Genomic DNA, 14,454 nt, shown 5'->3' with positions numbered 1-14,454 from the left:
CATCACTCGACCGCCTTGAAGAAGCGGTCTGCGCGCCATGTCCAGAAGAAGAGCATGGAGCGGCCGGCAGAAGAGAAGATGATCCGGTCGGCGCGGCCGATCAGGTTTTCGGCGGGCACGAAGCCCACGCCCCCGACGGCCTGGCCAAAGCGGCTGTCCTGCGAATTGTCGCGGTTGTCGCCCATGAAGAAGTAATGGCCGGCAGGCACGGTGAAGACATCGGTGTTGTCGGCAAAGCCGTTGTCGTCGATGTTGAGCACATCATGGCTGCGCCCGCCGGGCAGGGTTTCGCGGCTGCGGGATTTCTGGCAGATGCCGCCTTCGCCGACGGGGCCATTCTCGCAGCGCGGCAGGTTGCCCATTGGGCCCTGCTTTTCGTAGATCTCTTCAAAGACACCCGCCGGTTCGACGGGGACAGCCTCGCCGTTGAGGTAGAGCCGACCTTCGCGCATCTGCACGGTATCGCCCGGCAGGCCGATCAGGCGCTTGATGAAATCGGTGCCGTTGACCGGGTGGCGGAACACCACCACATCGCCGCGTTCGGGTTCGGAGGCGAGGATCCGCCCCGGAAAGGGGCAGGCCGAGAAGGGGCAGGAATAGCGCGAATAGCCATAGGCCATCTTGTTGACGAAAAGGAAGTCGCCGATCAGCAGCGTGTCCTTCATGGAGCCGGAGGGGATCCAGAAGGGCTGAAAGAAGAGGGTGCGGAAGACGCCCGCGATCACCAGCGCCCAGAGGACGGTCTTGATCGTTTCGACGATGCCGTTTTCGGATTTGGCCTTGCTGCCTGCCATGGGGTCCACTCTGCTTCTTTTCCGGTCCGTGCGGATCGGGGTTCATTGCGCGCAGTGCGCGGGGGAGTCAAGTTCCGGGGGAGGCCGGGGCCTCTGCTTCGGCGGGCCGTTCGGCAGTCGGGCCGAGGGGGCGGGCCTCGATCACCACGAAGGCCTGCGCCCAGGGGTGATCGTCGGTGAGGGTGACATGGATCACCGCCTCGTGCCCGGCGGGCGTCATGTCGCGCAGGCGTTCGGCCGCCCAGCCGGTGACATGCATCACGGGCTGGCCGGAGCGGAGGTTGGTCACCGCCATGTCCTTCCAGGAGATGCCCATGCGCAGGCCGGTTCCCAGCGCCTTGGAACAGGCCTCCTTCGCGGCCCAGCGTTTGGCATAGGTGGCGGCGATGGCGCGGGGGCGGCCTTCGGCCTTGCGCTGTTCGCGTTCGGTGAAGACGCGGTCCTTGAAGCGGGTGCCGAAACGGGCAAGCGTCGCCTCGATCCGGTCGATATTGGCGAGGTCGGTGCCGATGCCGAGGATCATGGGATGCAATCCACGGGTTTTCCGGCCCAACGAATTTTCTGCGAAAATTCAGGGCCGGGGCTGGGTTCGGGGGCGTGATTTTTCGCAGGAAAATCGTGCGCCCCCGGCTGCGGCGGGTATGTCATGGCTGGACCGCGCGCGCGTCATTCATGCGGCGGCGCATCTCCTCGATCGCGGGGCCGAGGCCCCGGAAGACGGCTTCGCCGATCAGGAAATGGCCGATATTGAGTTCCATCACCTCGGGCATGCCGGCGATGGGGGCGACATTGTCATAGGTCAGGCCGTGGCCGGCATGCACCTCGAGGCCAAGGGCATGGGCCAGTTTCGCCCCACGGCGCAGCCCTTCGAGTTCTTCGGTGGCTTCGGCCTCGCGGCCTTCGGCGAGGAGTTCGGAATAGTGCCCGGTATGGAGTTCGACCACAGCCGCACCGATGGCGGCGGAGGCTTCGATCTGGCGCGGGTCATGGCCGATGAACATGGAAACGCGGGCGCCCGCCTCGCGCAGGGGGGCGATGTAATCGGCCAGGCGGTCGGCATCGCCCGCGACATCGAGCCCGCCTTCGGTAGTGCGTTCCTCGCGCTTTTCCGGCACGAGGCAGACGGCATGGGGCCGGTGTCGCAGCGCGATGGCCTGCATTTCCGCGGTCGCGGCGCATTCGAAGTTGAGCGGGATGGAGATGCCCGCGACCAGCGCCTCGATATCGGCGTCGCGGATGTGGCGGCGGTCTTCGCGCAGATGGGCGGTGATGCCGTCGGCGCCCGCTGCCTCGGCCAGCAATGCGGCGCGGAGGGGTTCGGGCCAGGCGGAGCCGCGGGCGTTGCGGATGGTGGCGACGTGGTCGATGTTCACGCCGAGGCGGAGCAGCCCTTGGGGTTTCATGGCCTTGGTCTTTCCTTGTTCGCGCAGGGTCCGAGTCGCGGGGGAGATTAGGACGGACCGGGGGCGTCGTCATCCCCTGCGCCATGGGATGCGTCGCTGCGATGGGTAAGCTTGGCGGCGGCGGCGGCCAGCGCCTCGCGCAGTTTGTGGCGGCGTTCGCTGCGTTCGCGGGACTTGGCGGCGCGGGCCTTCTGGTAGGCGGTCACCAGCGGGATGGTGAGATAGTAGAACAGCGCCGAGAAGAGCAGCCCGGGGCCGAGCGCGCCAAGGAAATAGGGCAGGTAGATTTCGTGCCAGAACTGGGCGAGGCCGTCCCATTGGGTGTGTTCCGGGCCGAAGAGCGCCTTGATGTTGAACCACAGATCCGTGCCCGCATTGGCGAAGGCCCCGCCGATATATTCGGGCGAGAGGGGTTTCTGGATGCCAAGGATCCAGTGACCCAGCGTCATGGAGAGGACGGCGAAGAAGGGCGTGGTGATCGGGTTGGTGTTGAAGGTGGCGAGAAGGGCCGCCAGCAGGTTGCCCTTGACCGCGCGCGAGGCGAGCCAGGCGGCGATGAACTGCATCCCGGGCAGGGGCAGGAAGCCCACCATGGAGCCCGCAAAGACGCCGCGCGCGATGCGGTGGGGGCTGTCGGGCAGGCGGCGCATGCGATGGAGGACATACTGGGTGGCGCGGCGGAACCCGCCCTGGGGGTAGACCATTTCGCGGGTCCAGCCCCAGAGGGTTCGCGGATTGCGCCGTTTGAACACCAAGTCCTTGTCCCCCGTGGCCCTGTCAGGGCTTGCGTGTCAGGTCGCGGTGACGGGAAATCTGGGCGACATCGGTCTCGGCCTCGAGTGCGGTCATGACCATGTGCAGATGTTCGACATCGCGAAGGTCCACATCGACGATCAGCCTGTAGTAATCGGGTTTCCGATCGGTGAACCTGAGGTCGGAGATATTGGCCTTCTGTTCGCCGATCAAGGTGCATATCCGACCAAGCACGCCTGCATCATTCGAGATCGTGATCTCGAGGCTGACGGTGTGGACGGCGGCGTGGCGGCCGGAATGCCAGTGCAGATCGACCCAGCGGCCGGGCTGTTCCTCGAATTCTTCCAGTGCGGGGCAGTCGATGGCGTGGACCACCACGCCCTGCCCGCGATAGGTGATGCCGACGATGCGTTCGCCGGGCACGGGCTGGCAGCAGGAGGCGCGGCGGAAGGATTGGTCATCGGACAGGCCCACGACGGGGCGGGAGGCATCCACCTCATCGTCCTGGGCGCGGGCGAGTTCGGGGTATAGCGTTTCCACCACGCGGCGGGCTGTGATCTCGGCGCTGCCGAGGCGGGCGAGAAGATCCTGCTCGTCCGACAGGCCCAGCATCTTGGCCGCCGTGCGGAGCGCCTTGTCGGTGGCCTTCTTGCCGACATGATCGAAGGCGGCGCGGGCGAGTTCCTGGCCAAGCTTGACGAAGCGGCCCTTGTCCTCTTCCCGCAGGGATTTGCGGATCGCGGCCTTGGCGCGGCCTGTCGTGACGATGTCGATCCAGCTTGCCTGCGGGCGCTGGCCTTCGGCGGTGATGATATCGACGCTTTGCCCGTTCTTGAGGCGGGTCCAGAGGGGGACGCGGATGCCGTCCACCTTGGCCGAGACGCAGGAATTGCCGATGCGGGTGTGGATGGCATAGGCATAGTCGAGCGGTGTGGCCCCGCGCGGCAGTTGCACCACATCGCCCTTGGGGGTGAAGCAGAAGACCTGATCGGAATACATCTCGAGCTTGACGTGTTCGAGGAATTCGTCGTGATCGCCTTCGTCGAAGCGTTCGGTCAGGGTGGCCACCCATTTGGCGGGATCGACGGCGAAGGGGTTCTGGGCGCGCACGCCTTCGCGATAGGACCAGTGGGCGGCGACGCCTGCCTCGGCCACTTCGTGCATCTCGCGGGTGCGGATCTGCACCTCGACCCGTTTGCCGTCGCGGCCCGAGACGGTGGTGTGGATGGAGCGGTAGCCGTTCGATTTGGGCTGGCTGATGTAATCCTTGAAGCGGCCCGGCACGGCGCGCCAGCGTTGGTGGATCACGCCGAGGATGCGGTAGCAATCGGCGACCGAGCCGCAGATGACGCGGAAGCCGTAGATATCGGAGAGGCGGGAGAAGGCGAGATCCTTCTCCTGCATCTTGCGCCAGATGGAATAGGGTTTCTTGGCGCGGCCGTAGACATCGGCCTCGATCTGGACCTTTTCGAGTTCGTTGCGGATGTCGGCGGTGATCTTGTGGACCACGTCGCCGGTTTCGCGCTGCAGGGTGATGAAGCGGCGGATGATGGAATTGCGCGCCTCGGGGTTGAGGACGCGGAAGGCGAGGTCTTCGAGTTCCTCGCGCATCCATTGCATGCCCATCCGGCCTGCAAGGGGGGCGAAGATCTCCATCGTCTCGCGCGCCTTCTGGGCCTGCTTTTCCGGCTTCATCGACTTGATCGTCCGCATGTTGTGCAGGCGGTCGGCCAGTTTGACGAGGATGACGCGCAGGTCTTTCGACATGGCCATGAAGAGCTTGCGGAAGTTTTCCGCCTGCTGGCTGTGTGTCGAGGAAAGCTGCAGGTTGGTGAGTTTCGTCACGCCATTGACGAGTTCGGCCACCTCTTCCCCGAACATCTGGGTGATGTCGGTATAGGTGGAGCGGGTATCCTCGATCGTGTCGTGAAGGAGCGCGGTGATGATGGTCGCATCATCGAGGCGCTGTTCCGTCAGGATGGCGGCGACGGCGACGGGGTGGGTGAAATAGGGTTCGCCCGACTTGCGCAGCTGGCCGTCATGCATCTGGAACCCGTAGGCATAGGCCTTGCGGATCAGGTCGGCATTGGTGCGCGGGTTGTAGTTCCGGACAAGGGCGATGAGGTCTTCGACGTCGATCATCACCGCCCCGCTGGACGGGCCTGAGCCCGGATCAGTTGTCGCCCTGCGCTTCCATCAGGGCGCGGAGCAGTTTCTCTTCCGACATGTCGTCCTGCATGGGACGGTCGATCTCGCCCGACATGAGAAGCGCCATCTGGTCTTCTTCGGGTTCGTCCACCTCGATCTGGGTCTGGTGGGATTCGATCATGCGTTCGCGCAGAACCTCGGCCGACTGGGTTTCCTCGGCGATTTCGCGCAGGGCGACGACGGGGTTCTTGTCGTTGTCGCGGTCGATGCTGATCGGCGAACCGGCGGCGATTTCCCGCGCGCGATGGGCGGCGAGCATCACCAGTTCGAAACGGTTCGGCACCTTGTCAACGCAATCTTCGACCGTCACGCGGGCCATGAGCGACTCCAGTTCGGATGGGGGGCATGGAAGCGCCTATCTAGTCGCATCGTCCGCTATTGACAAGCGCTGAATCCGTCGGGCAGCGGGCGCAGTTCGGCGCGGGCCTCGGGCGGGAGGGCGGCGGTCATCGCGGCGATGGTCTGGCCGGTGAGCGGATGGCGCCAGTCGGGGGCGATGTCGCAGAGCGGGACCAGGACGAAGGCACGGTCCTGCAGGCGGGGATGGGGCAGGATCAGGCGATCGGGGGCAAGGCGGCGCTGGTCTTCGGGCGGCAGGTCGCGCCAATGGGCCTGGGTGGCGGCATCGGGCAGGATGGCATCGCCGCAGGCGACCAGATCGAGATCGAGGCTGCGCATGCCCCAGCGCGTTTCGCGGGTGCGGCCGTGATCGGCCTCGATCCGGTGCAGAAGCGCGAGGATGTCAGCGGGCGACAGGCCCGGGGGCATGGGGGCCGCGACGGCGGCGTTCACGTAATCGGGGCCGGCCCCCGCCGGAAAGCAGGGCGTTGCATAGAAGCGGCTGGGGACGAGGGGGCCGATGCCCGCGGCGGCAAGATCGCGCAGGGCGAGGGCGAGGGTCTGCTCCGGGGGGGTGGTGCCGTTCGGCAGGTTCGCGCCGAGAGCGATGAGCAAAGGATAGCTGCTTTCGGACATGGGCCTTACCCTTTCGTATAGCCGAACTTGCATGATTTCTTCGCAGGTCGATAGTTTCTTGGGGTTCACCGGCTTTTTTCGATGCGATGGCGATTGCCGCCTGCGGGATCATTCGGGGAATGCATTGAGGGGAAAGCATAATGTTTTACAAGGACGAACGGCTTGCGCTGTTCATAGACGGGTCGAATCTCTATGCCGCGGCCAAGGCCCTGGGATTCGACATCGACTACAAGCTGCTGCGGCAGGAATTCATGCGGCGGGGGAAGCTGCTGAGGGCCTTCTACTATACGGCGCTGCTGGAGAATGACGACTATTCGCCCATCCGCCCGCTGGTGGACTGGCTGCACTACAACGGCTTTACCATGGTGACAAAGCCCGCGAAGGAATACACCGACAGCCAGGGGCGGCGGAAGGTGAAGGGGAACATGGATATCGAATTGACCGTCGATGCCATGGAGCTTGCACCGCGGGTGGATCATATCGTGCTGTTCTCGGGCGACGGGGATTTCCGCCCGCTGGTGGAAAGCCTGCAGCGGCAGGGGGTGCGGGTGTCGGTCGTGTCCACGATCCGCAGCCAGCCGCCGATGATCGCCGATGAATTGCGCCGTCAGGCGGACAATTTCATCGAACTGGACGAATTGCGCGACGTGATCGGAAGGCCGCCGCGCGAGCCGCGCATGGCGGACCGGGACGAGGCTTCGTTCGAAGCGAAGTGAGCGGCGTGACGGGTGGGCAGGCGGGGGCGCAGACGGGGCCGGAAGCCCCGCTTCGGGTGATGCTCTACCGGCTGGAGCCGGGGGATGCGCTGGCCTGGGAGGGGATTTCCCCGGGCCACGGGCGGCGGGACAGGATCGGCATCGCGGCGGCATGTCTGGCGGGGTTGGGCCTGTTGCAGGGGCTTGCCGGAACGCTGCGGGATGCCGCATGGCTGCACAGCCTGCCCGCCGCGCTGATCCTGATGCTGGCCCCGGCGGTTGGCGTGTGGCTGATGGCGCGGCGCGACCGGCGGCGTCGGGCAGCGGCGCGGATCGCCGAGCCGGTGGAGACGCGGCTGGAGATCTGGCCCAGCCGTCTGGTGGAAAGCCGCGCCGACAGGGCGCAGGCCGTGGTGCGCGGCCTGCGGTCGCTGCGGGCGGTGCGGTCGGCGGCGGGGCGGGTGTTTCTGGGCTTTGGCGGGGATGAGGTGATCATCCTGCCGCGCGCGGCCTTTGCGACGGAAAAGGCGCGGGCGGAATTCGTGGCGGAGTGGCGCGAAAGGATCGGTTGATCCCTTGTCCTTTGCGCGGGGTCCCGCCATCTGGGGCGCATGATCCTTGGTTCCGCCCTGTTTGGCCTGTTCCTTGCCGCCTTCGTGGCGGCGACGCTGGTTCCGTTCCAGTCCGAGATCCTGTTTGCCGGGATGCTGGTGGCCGAGCCGGAGCGGTTCGGGGTGATCCTGCTGGTGGCCTCGGTCGGGAATGTGCTGGGATCCTGCTTGAACTATGCGCTGGGGCGGGGGCTGATGCGGATGCCCCTGCCCGAGCGGCTGCGCGTGCCCGAAGACACGCTGGCGCGCGTCGAGGCGTGGTTCCGGCGCTGGGGCGTGTGGTCGCTGCTGCTGTCCTGGCTGCCGCTGGGGGATGTGCTGACGCTGGTGGCCGGGACGCTGCGCACGCCGCTCTGGCTGTTCGTGCTGCTGGTGACGGTGGCCAAGACCGGGCGCTATCTGGTGCTGGGGTTGATCGTGCTGGGTGTGTTCGGCTGATGGTTGGCGGTTTACCGGGCGGGGGTTTCGGCCTATCTCTCGGGCTGACGGCCCGAAAGGATGTGCGATGAGCCTGCCCCCCCTGACCCTTTACCTTGCTGCGCCGCGCGGGTTCTGCGCCGGTGTGGACCGGGCGATCAAGATCGTCGAGATGGCCTTGGAGAAATGGGGCGCGCCGGTCTATGTGCGCCACGAGATCGTGCATAACAGGTTTGTCGTGGACGGGCTGCGGGCGAAGGGGGCGGTCTTCGTCGAGGAGCTGGATGACTGCCCGCTGGACCGGCCGGTGGTGTTTTCGGCCCATGGCGTGCCCAAGGCGGTGCCGGCCGAGGCGGCGCGGCGCGAGATGATCGCGGTGGATGCGACCTGCCCGCTGGTGACCAAGGTGCATAACGAGGCGGCCCGGCATAGCGAGAACGGGCTGCAGATGATCATGATCGGTCATGCGGGGCATCCGGAGACCGTGGGCACCATGGGGCAGTTGCCGGAAGGCGAGGTGCTGCTGGTGGAGACGGTGGAGGATGTGGGCCGACTGGTGGTGCGCGATCCCGGCAAGCTGGCCTTCATCACGCAGACGACGCTTTCGGTGGATGATACCGCCGATATCGCGGCGGCGCTGAAGGCGCGGTTTCCGGCGATCGTGGCGCCCGCGCATGACGATATCTGCTATGCCACCACCAACCGCCAGATGGCGGTCAAGGCGATGGCGGGGAAGATCGACGCGCTCTTGGTGATCGGGGCGCCGAATTCTTCGAATTCCAAGCGGTTGGTGGAGGTGGGGGCCAATGCGGGCTGTGCCTATGCGCAACTGATCCAGCGGGCCACGGATATCGACTGGCGGGCGCTGGAGGGCATCCGGTCCGTGGGGATCACGGCGGGGGCGAGTGCGCCGGAGGTTCTGGTGAATGAGGTGATCGACGCCTTCCGCGCGCGCTTCGCGACCACGGTGGAGATGGTCGAGACGGCGGTGGAGAATGTGGAGTTCAAGGTGCCGCGCATCCTGCGGGAGCCTGCGTGAGCGACTGGGTCGCGTTCGAGGCCGTGGTGGAGCCGGTCGTCTGGGGCAAGGCGACCTATACGCTGTTGCGGCTGCCGGATCGGGCGGTCGAAGCGCTGGGTGCGGCGAAGCGGGTCGAGGGTGAGATCAACGCGCATTGGGTGAACCTTGCCCTGTCGCGCGCGCCGGTGGTGGAGGGGGTGTTCCTCTGGGCCGGGCAGTCGCTGCTGGATCGGCTGGGGATCGTGCCGGGGGAGGTGCTTGAGGTGCGGCTCAGGCCCGCGCCGGATGATCAGGTGGATACGCCCGAGGATGTGGCGGCGGCGCTGCGCGCGGGGGGCATGATGGCGGAGTGGGAGGCGCTGACGGCTGGAAAGCGGCGCGGGATGCTGTATCAGATCGGCACCGCGAAGACCGCGCCGACGCGGGCGAAGCGGATTGATGCGATGATCCAGGGTCTTAGATGAGACAGATACCCCTTGCCGCCCTTGTCCTTGGCCTTGCCGGGCTGATCCCGTTCCTGTGGGGGGCCACGAATGTGGCCTATCCGCCGAGCTTGGGCTGGGTCGGCGGGTGGCTGCAGCCGATGTATCGCGGAACTTATGTCAGCCTGACCTACGGGATGGTGATCCTGTCCTTCATGTCGGGGGTGCTGTGGGGCTTTGCGGCGAAGGCGCGGGGGGCGAAGGCGGCCTTGGGCTATGCGCTTTCGGTGGTGCCGGCGCTGTGGGGGTTCTTCATGGTGAATGGCGATCCGGGCAATGCGGCGGTGAACCTTTTTGCAGGGTTCGCGGGGCTGTTGATGCTGGATTGGTTCTTTGTGCAGCAGGGGCTTGCGCCAAGCTGGTGGATGCGGTTGCGGGTGCTGCTGACGGCGGTGGTGCTGGCCTGTCTTGCGGTGCCCATTCTGGTGGAGTGACGATTTTTCTTGCGAAAAATCAGGGGGCGTTCCGCCCCCTCGTCGCTGACGCGCCTCACTCCCTGAGGGTATTTGGGCCGAGACGAAGGGGCTTGTTGAAGGCCGGTCTTGTTCCTAAACCGGGGGAAAAGGAGCCACCCTATGCCAGAGCTTTTCGCCTATACCGATGGGGCCTGTTCGGGCAATCCGGGGCCCGGGGGGTGGGGTGTGCTGCTGATCGCGCGCGAGGGCGGCGCGGTGGTGAAGGAGCGCGCGCTTTCGGGCGGCGAGGGGTTGACCACCAACAACCGGATGGAGCTGCTGGCGGCAATTTCGGCGCTGGAGGCGCTGGCGAAGGCATCCGAGATTACGGTGGTGACGGACAGCGCCTATGTGAAGAATGGCGTGACGGAATGGATCCATGGCTGGAAGCGCAATGGCTGGCGCACGGCGGGGAAGGACCCGGTGAAGAATGCCGATCTGTGGCAGCGGCTGGATCAGGCGCAGGCGCGGCATCGGGTGCAGTGGCGCTGGATCAAGGGCCATGCGGGGCATGAGGAGAACGAGCGGGCCGATGCCCTGGCGCGGGCCGGGATGGCGCCGTTCAAGGTGAAGAGCGCATGATGGCACCGGGTCTTGCGCTGCCGGCGGAGGCGCTGCTGTCGGTGCTGGACTATGCCTCGGTCGCGATCTTTGCGCTGACGGGGGCGCTGGTGGCGAGCCGGGCGCAGCTGGACATCGTGGGGTTCATCTTCATCGCCTGCCTGACGGCGGTGGGCGGCGGGACATTGCGCGACGTGATCCTGGATCGGCCGCCCCTGTGGATTTCGGACCCGGTGCTGTTGCTGCTGGCCACGCTGGCGGCGGTGGTGGTGTTCTTCGGGGCGCATCGGCTTGAGAGCCGGTATCGCGCGCTGGAATGGCTGGATGCCTGTGCGCTGGCGGTGGCGGTGCCTGCGGGCGTGGGGGTGGCGCTGGCCGAAGGGCTGGGCTGGCCGGTGGTTCTGGTGATGGGGATGGTGACGGGCTGCATGGGCGGGCTGATGCGGGATGTCGTCTGCAACGAGGTGCCGCTGGTCCTGAAGCAGGGGGAGCTTTATGTCACCTGTGCCTTTTGCGGGGCGGGGGCGGCGGTACTTCTGGGCCTTGTCGGGGCCGAGGGGTGGCAGGCATTGCTGGCCTGCGCCCTGGTGACGCTGGTGCTGCGGGCGGGGAGCCTTGGCTTTGGCTGGCGGTTGCCCGTCTACAAGGCGCGGCCGCCGCGCCCGGGATCGCCCCGCCGATAGGGTGGCAGGATTGCCAGGCAGATAACGAACGGCTATTCGTATTGCATGGCCAGACCGCGCAGCATTCCGGATGCAGAGATTTTTGACGCCATCCTTGGGCTTATGGCCGAGGTCGGCGCGGCGGGTGTTTCCTTTGGGGCTGTGTCGAAGCTGTGCGGATTGGCACCGGCTTCGTTGGTGCAGCGATATGGCGACCGGGCCGGGATGGTGCGGGCGGCGATGGCCCATGGCTGGGCGGGCCTGGCGGTGGCGAGCGACGCGCTGGCCGCGCGCGAGGAGACGGCGCAGGGTTTTCTGAAGGCGCTGGGGGCGGTGCTGCTGCCTGCCTTGCTGCGGGAAAGCCTTGCCGACCCGGCGATGGCAGAGCAGGCGGCGGCCTGGCGGGCCGGGGTGGAGCGGGTGCTGGCGGCCAAGATGGGGTGCCGGGCCGAGGCGGCGGCGATGCTGTTTGCCGCCTGGCAAGGGCGCATGGCCTGGTCCGTTGCGGGCGGGGCCGGGTTCAGGCTGAAGGATGCCGCGCGGCGGCTGGGTTAGGCCGGGCCTATTTGCTTATGTATTTCTGCCAGAGCCAGATGAGGGCCATGGCCCCGATCACCGCGCCGACGAAGGCTGCGACCCAGCCTGTGATCGAGACGAGGAAGCGCAGGATCAGCCAGCCGAGCAGCGCCCCGCCCACGCCGATGGCGATGGTGGTGGGAACATCCGTCTGCACGCGCATGAAGCGGGTGGCGAGAAAACCCGCAGCGGCCCCGATGACGATGAGGATGAGGATGGGCATGGGCGCCTCCGTTGCATGGGGCGAGTGTGGCGCAGGATGCGGTGTCAGTCCAGCCGCGCGGGCAGGCTGTAGCCGTTGAGGAGATCCTGCGGGGATTGCGCCTTTTTCCCTTCGCGTTGGGCGAGGGTGATGTCGATGGCGCCTGTGCCGCAGGCGATGGTGAGGCCGTTGAGGACTGTGCCGGGGGGGCCTTCGCCCGTGCCGAGGCGGGAGCGGAGGAGTTTGAGGCGTTCGCCGCCCGCCATGCACCATGCGCCGGGGAAGGGAGAGAGCGCGCGGATCTGGCGGTCGATTTCGGTGGCGGGGCGGGACCAGTCGATGCGGGCCTCAAGCTTGTCGATCTTGGCGGCGTAGGTGATGCCTTCGGCGGGTTGGGGTTCGGGGGTGAGGGTCGGCAGGCGGTCGAGCGCGGTGAGGATGAGATGCGCGCCCATTTGCGACAGGCGGTCGTGCAGATCCTGGGTGGTTTCTTCCGCGCCGATGGGCGTTGCCTCGCGCAAAAGGACGGGGCCCGTGTCGAGGCCCGCTTCCATCTGCATGATGCAGATGCCGGTTTCCGCATCGCCCGCCATGATGGCGCGGTGGATGGGGGCCGCGCCGCGCCAGCGGGGCAGGAGCGAGGCGTGGATGTTCAGGCAACCGTGGCGGGGGGCGTCGAGGATCGCTTGGGGCAGGAGGAGGCCGTAGGCGACGACCACGGCGGCATCGGCATCGAGGGCGGCGAAGGCGGCGTGGTCTTCGGGGGATTTCAGGCTGATGGGGTGGCGGACGGGCAGGCCGAGTGCGGTGGCGGCGGCATGGACGGGTGTGGGGCGGAGGTCCTTGCCGCGGCCCGCGGGGCGCGGGGGTTGGGTGTAGACGGCGACGATGTCATGCCGCGCGGCGAGGGCCTGCAGCACGGGGACGGAGAAATCGGGCGTGCCCATGAAGACGAGTTTCATCCACGCCTCCGCAGTTTTTCGGCCTTGGCGAGCAGCATCTTGCGTTTCAGGGGGGAGAGGTGGTCGAAGAACATCTTGCCTGCCAGATGGTCGATCTGGTGCTGGACGGAGGTGGCCCAGAGGTGGACGAAGTCGCGGTCTTCCATCTCGCCCCGGTCGTTCATGAAGCGGACGGTGACGGCGCGGGGGCGTTCGATCGTGGCGGAGACGCCGGGGAGGTTGGGGGAGGCTTCCTCATGCGTGCGGTTCTGCACCGAGGCGTGGAGGATTTCGGGATTGGCCATGCGGATGGCCTGCCCGCGTTCGGTGGAGCAATCGACGACGGCGAGGCGGAGGGGGATGCCGATCTGCACGGCGGCGAGGCCATAGCCGGGCATGGCCTCCATCGTGTCGATCATGTCGGCCCAGATGGCGCGGATGTCGTCGGTGATCGCCTCGACCGTGGCGGCTGGGGCTTTCAGGACGGGGTGGGGCCATGGCAGGCAGGGGCGGATGGTCATGCGGGACGTCCTGCGAGATAGGCGGCCTCTAGCGCCGCGCGGCGGTCGGGGGGGAGGCGGTCGAAGGTGACGCGGCCATCGAGATGGTCGATTTCGTGCTGGGCGCAGATGGCGGCGAAGCCGGTGAGGGTTTCTTCGCGGCGGTCGCCGTGGGGATCGGTCCAGCGGAGGTGGATTCCGGTGGGGCGGGTGATGTCGGTCGTGAGGCCGGGGATGGAGAGGCAGCCTTCGGGGCCGGTGGCGGTGGTGGCCGAGGCGGAAAGGATTTCGGGGTTGAGGAGGATGCGCGGGGCGTGGGTGCCCTCTTTCCAGGTGACATCCATGACGAAGAGCCGGATCAGCGCGCCCACCTGCGGGGCGGCGAGGCCGCGACCGGGGGCGGCATACATGGTTTCCAGCATGTCCTGCGCGAGGGCGCGGGTGGCGGCGTCCGGCGTGGCGGGTGCGCAAGGGGTGGCGAGGCGCGGGTCGGGCCAGCGCAGGATGGGCAGGACCGCCATCAGCCCTGCCGCGCACGTTCGCGTTTCAGCTTTTCCATCTTGCGGGTGATCATCTGGCGTTTCAGCGGACCCAGATAGTCGATGAAGAGTTTGCCGTTGAGATGGTCGATCTCGTGCTGGACGCAGGTCGCCCAGAGGCCGGAGAACTGTTCTTCCTGCTCCGTGCCATCAAGGCCCAGCCAGCGGACGCGCACCTCGGCCGGGCGCTGGACTTCGGCATATTGGTCGGGGATGGAGAGGCAGCCTTCCTCGTAGGTGGAAAGCTCTTCCGAGGACCATGTGATTTCCGGGTTGAAAAGGGCCATGGGGCGCGGGGTTTCGTTTTCGCCCTTGACGCAATCCATCACGATGAGGCGGCGGGTAATGCCCACCTGCGGGGCTGCGAGGCCGATGCCGGGGGCATCATACATGGTCTGCAGCATGTCTTCGGCCAGTTTGCCCAGTTCCCGGGTGATCCCGGCGACAGGTTCGCAGAGCTTCTTGAGGCGCGGGTCGGGATGGATCAGGATTGGACGGATCATGTGGCATGATTTACGGAAAACCGCCCGATGGCGCAATGCCGGGCCAGAACGGGGGAGGGGTGGAATGACGCGGGAATACCGTTCTGATCTATGACGGTATTTTGGAACTATGTTCCGCTATAGATTGTTGAAATGGTAAATGGTTCCGACTAATCA

At 66.6% G+C, this 14,454-nt stretch carries 21 protein-coding genes; 9 read left to right on the top strand and 12 right to left on the bottom strand.

The annotated features are described in order from the left end of the window. Positions 1–2 precede the first annotated feature (2 nt). From lepB to folK, 7 genes are all read right to left on the bottom strand, one after another. Positions 3–794, bottom strand: a complete 792-nt coding sequence (lepB, locus tag G5V65_RS07430) for a signal peptidase I (protein WP_165048503.1) — start codon at positions 792–794, stop codon at positions 3–5. 67 nt (positions 795–861) lie between these two features. Next, positions 862–1,317: a holo-ACP synthase gene (acpS, locus tag G5V65_RS07425; RefSeq protein WP_165048501.1), complete on the bottom strand. Its 456-nt coding sequence runs from the start codon at positions 1,315–1,317 to the stop codon at positions 862–864. A 121-nt stretch (positions 1,318–1,438) separates the two neighbouring features. Further along, on the bottom strand, positions 1,439–2,197 hold the full coding sequence (locus G5V65_RS07420; RefSeq protein ID WP_165048499.1) for a pyridoxine 5'-phosphate synthase: 759 nt from the start codon (positions 2,195–2,197) through the stop codon (positions 1,439–1,441). Positions 2,198–2,244: 47 nt separating this feature from the next. Then, complete coding sequence (locus tag G5V65_RS07415) at positions 2,245–2,901, bottom strand: DUF2062 domain-containing protein (protein ID WP_241250482.1); 657 nt, start codon at positions 2,899–2,901, stop codon at positions 2,245–2,247. Positions 2,902–2,974: 73 nt separating this feature from the next. Then, on the bottom strand, positions 2,975–5,092 hold the full coding sequence (locus G5V65_RS07410; protein WP_165048495.1) for a RelA/SpoT family protein: 2,118 nt from the start codon (positions 5,090–5,092) through the stop codon (positions 2,975–2,977). Between the two features lie 31 nt (positions 5,093–5,123). Continuing rightward, a complete protein-coding gene (gene rpoZ / locus G5V65_RS07405; protein WP_165048493.1) occupies positions 5,124–5,477 on the bottom strand; it encodes a DNA-directed RNA polymerase subunit omega in 354 nt (117 codons plus the stop codon). A 56-nt stretch (positions 5,478–5,533) separates the two neighbouring features. Continuing rightward, complete coding sequence (gene folK, locus G5V65_RS07400) at positions 5,534–6,133, bottom strand: 2-amino-4-hydroxy-6-hydroxymethyldihydropteridine diphosphokinase (protein ID WP_165048492.1); 600 nt, start codon at positions 6,131–6,133, stop codon at positions 5,534–5,536. 140 nt (positions 6,134–6,273) lie between these two features. Here folK and G5V65_RS07395 point away from each other — a divergent pair, with 140 nt between their 5' ends. The 9 genes from G5V65_RS07395 (at position 6,274) to G5V65_RS07355 (ending at position 11,592) form a co-directional block, all read left to right on the top strand. Beyond that, complete coding sequence (locus tag G5V65_RS07395; RefSeq protein ID WP_165048490.1) at positions 6,274–6,849, top strand: LabA-like NYN domain-containing protein; 576 nt, start codon at positions 6,274–6,276, stop codon at positions 6,847–6,849. Then, the gene (locus tag G5V65_RS07390; protein WP_165048488.1) at positions 6,846–7,400 is read left to right on the top strand and encodes a hypothetical protein; all 555 of its coding nucleotides are present in this window, start codon (positions 6,846–6,848) and stop codon (positions 7,398–7,400) included. Before G5V65_RS07395 ends, G5V65_RS07390 begins: the two co-directional genes overlap by 4 nt. Before the next feature lie 39 nt (positions 7,401–7,439). Next, positions 7,440–7,877: a YqaA family protein gene (locus tag G5V65_RS07385; protein ID WP_165048486.1), complete on the top strand. Its 438-nt coding sequence runs from the start codon at positions 7,440–7,442 to the stop codon at positions 7,875–7,877. A 67-nt stretch (positions 7,878–7,944) separates the two neighbouring features. Beyond that, positions 7,945–8,895, top strand: a complete 951-nt coding sequence (gene ispH / locus G5V65_RS07380) for a 4-hydroxy-3-methylbut-2-enyl diphosphate reductase (RefSeq protein ID WP_165048484.1) — start codon at positions 7,945–7,947, stop codon at positions 8,893–8,895. Next, positions 8,892–9,341 (top strand): YdeI/OmpD-associated family protein, encoded by a 450-nt coding sequence (locus G5V65_RS22780; protein ID WP_165048482.1) that lies wholly within the window; start codon positions 8,892–8,894, stop codon positions 9,339–9,341. The genes ispH and G5V65_RS22780 overlap by 4 nt, the downstream gene beginning before the upstream one ends. Continuing rightward, positions 9,338–9,793, top strand: a complete 456-nt coding sequence (locus G5V65_RS07370; protein WP_165048479.1) for a DUF3429 domain-containing protein — start codon at positions 9,338–9,340, stop codon at positions 9,791–9,793. The genes G5V65_RS22780 and G5V65_RS07370 overlap by 4 nt, the downstream gene beginning before the upstream one ends. A gap of 141 nt (positions 9,794–9,934) precedes the next feature. Then, entirely contained in the window at positions 9,935–10,396 is a 462-nt protein-coding gene (rnhA, locus tag G5V65_RS07365) for a ribonuclease HI (RefSeq protein WP_165048477.1), read from the top strand. After that, positions 10,393–11,058, top strand: coding sequence for a trimeric intracellular cation channel family protein (locus G5V65_RS07360; RefSeq protein WP_241250481.1), 666 nt, complete (start codon positions 10,393–10,395; stop codon positions 11,056–11,058). Before rnhA ends, G5V65_RS07360 begins: the two co-directional genes overlap by 4 nt. Positions 11,059–11,103: 45 nt before the next feature. Then, the gene (locus tag G5V65_RS07355; RefSeq protein ID WP_165048475.1) at positions 11,104–11,592 is read left to right on the top strand and encodes a transcriptional regulator; all 489 of its coding nucleotides are present in this window, start codon (positions 11,104–11,106) and stop codon (positions 11,590–11,592) included. Positions 11,593–11,599: 7 nt separating this feature from the next. Here G5V65_RS07355 and G5V65_RS07350 read toward each other — a convergent pair whose 3' ends face one another. Genes G5V65_RS07350 through def (G5V65_RS07330) form a run of 5 tightly spaced genes read right to left on the bottom strand, consistent with a single transcriptional unit; the run spans position 11,600 to position 14,298 of the window. Further along, positions 11,600–11,836, bottom strand: coding sequence for a GlsB/YeaQ/YmgE family stress response membrane protein (locus G5V65_RS07350; RefSeq protein ID WP_165048473.1), 237 nt, complete (start codon positions 11,834–11,836; stop codon positions 11,600–11,602). 44 nt (positions 11,837–11,880) lie between these two features. Next, on the bottom strand, positions 11,881–12,777 hold the full coding sequence (gene fmt / locus G5V65_RS07345) for a methionyl-tRNA formyltransferase (protein WP_165048471.1): 897 nt from the start codon (positions 12,775–12,777) through the stop codon (positions 11,881–11,883). Continuing rightward, the gene (def, locus tag G5V65_RS07340) at positions 12,774–13,277 is read right to left on the bottom strand and encodes a peptide deformylase (RefSeq protein WP_165048468.1); all 504 of its coding nucleotides are present in this window, start codon (positions 13,275–13,277) and stop codon (positions 12,774–12,776) included. The genes fmt and def (G5V65_RS07340) overlap by 4 nt, the downstream gene beginning before the upstream one ends. Then, complete coding sequence (gene def / locus G5V65_RS07335; protein ID WP_165048467.1) at positions 13,274–13,777, bottom strand: peptide deformylase; 504 nt, start codon at positions 13,775–13,777, stop codon at positions 13,274–13,276. The genes def (G5V65_RS07340) and def (G5V65_RS07335) overlap by 4 nt, the downstream gene beginning before the upstream one ends. Continuing rightward, on the bottom strand, positions 13,777–14,298 hold the full coding sequence (gene def / locus G5V65_RS07330) for a peptide deformylase (RefSeq protein ID WP_165048466.1): 522 nt from the start codon (positions 14,296–14,298) through the stop codon (positions 13,777–13,779). The genes def (G5V65_RS07335) and def (G5V65_RS07330) overlap by 1 nt, the downstream gene beginning before the upstream one ends. Positions 14,299–14,454: the final 156 nt, after the last annotated feature.

This window comes from Paragemmobacter kunshanensis, assembly GCF_011059185.1.
GTDB classification, from domain to species: Bacteria; Pseudomonadota; Alphaproteobacteria; order Rhodobacterales; family Rhodobacteraceae; genus Paragemmobacter; species Paragemmobacter kunshanensis.
The sequence above is the reverse complement of the archived record's forward strand: the minus strand, read 5'-3'. Positions and strand labels throughout refer to the sequence as shown.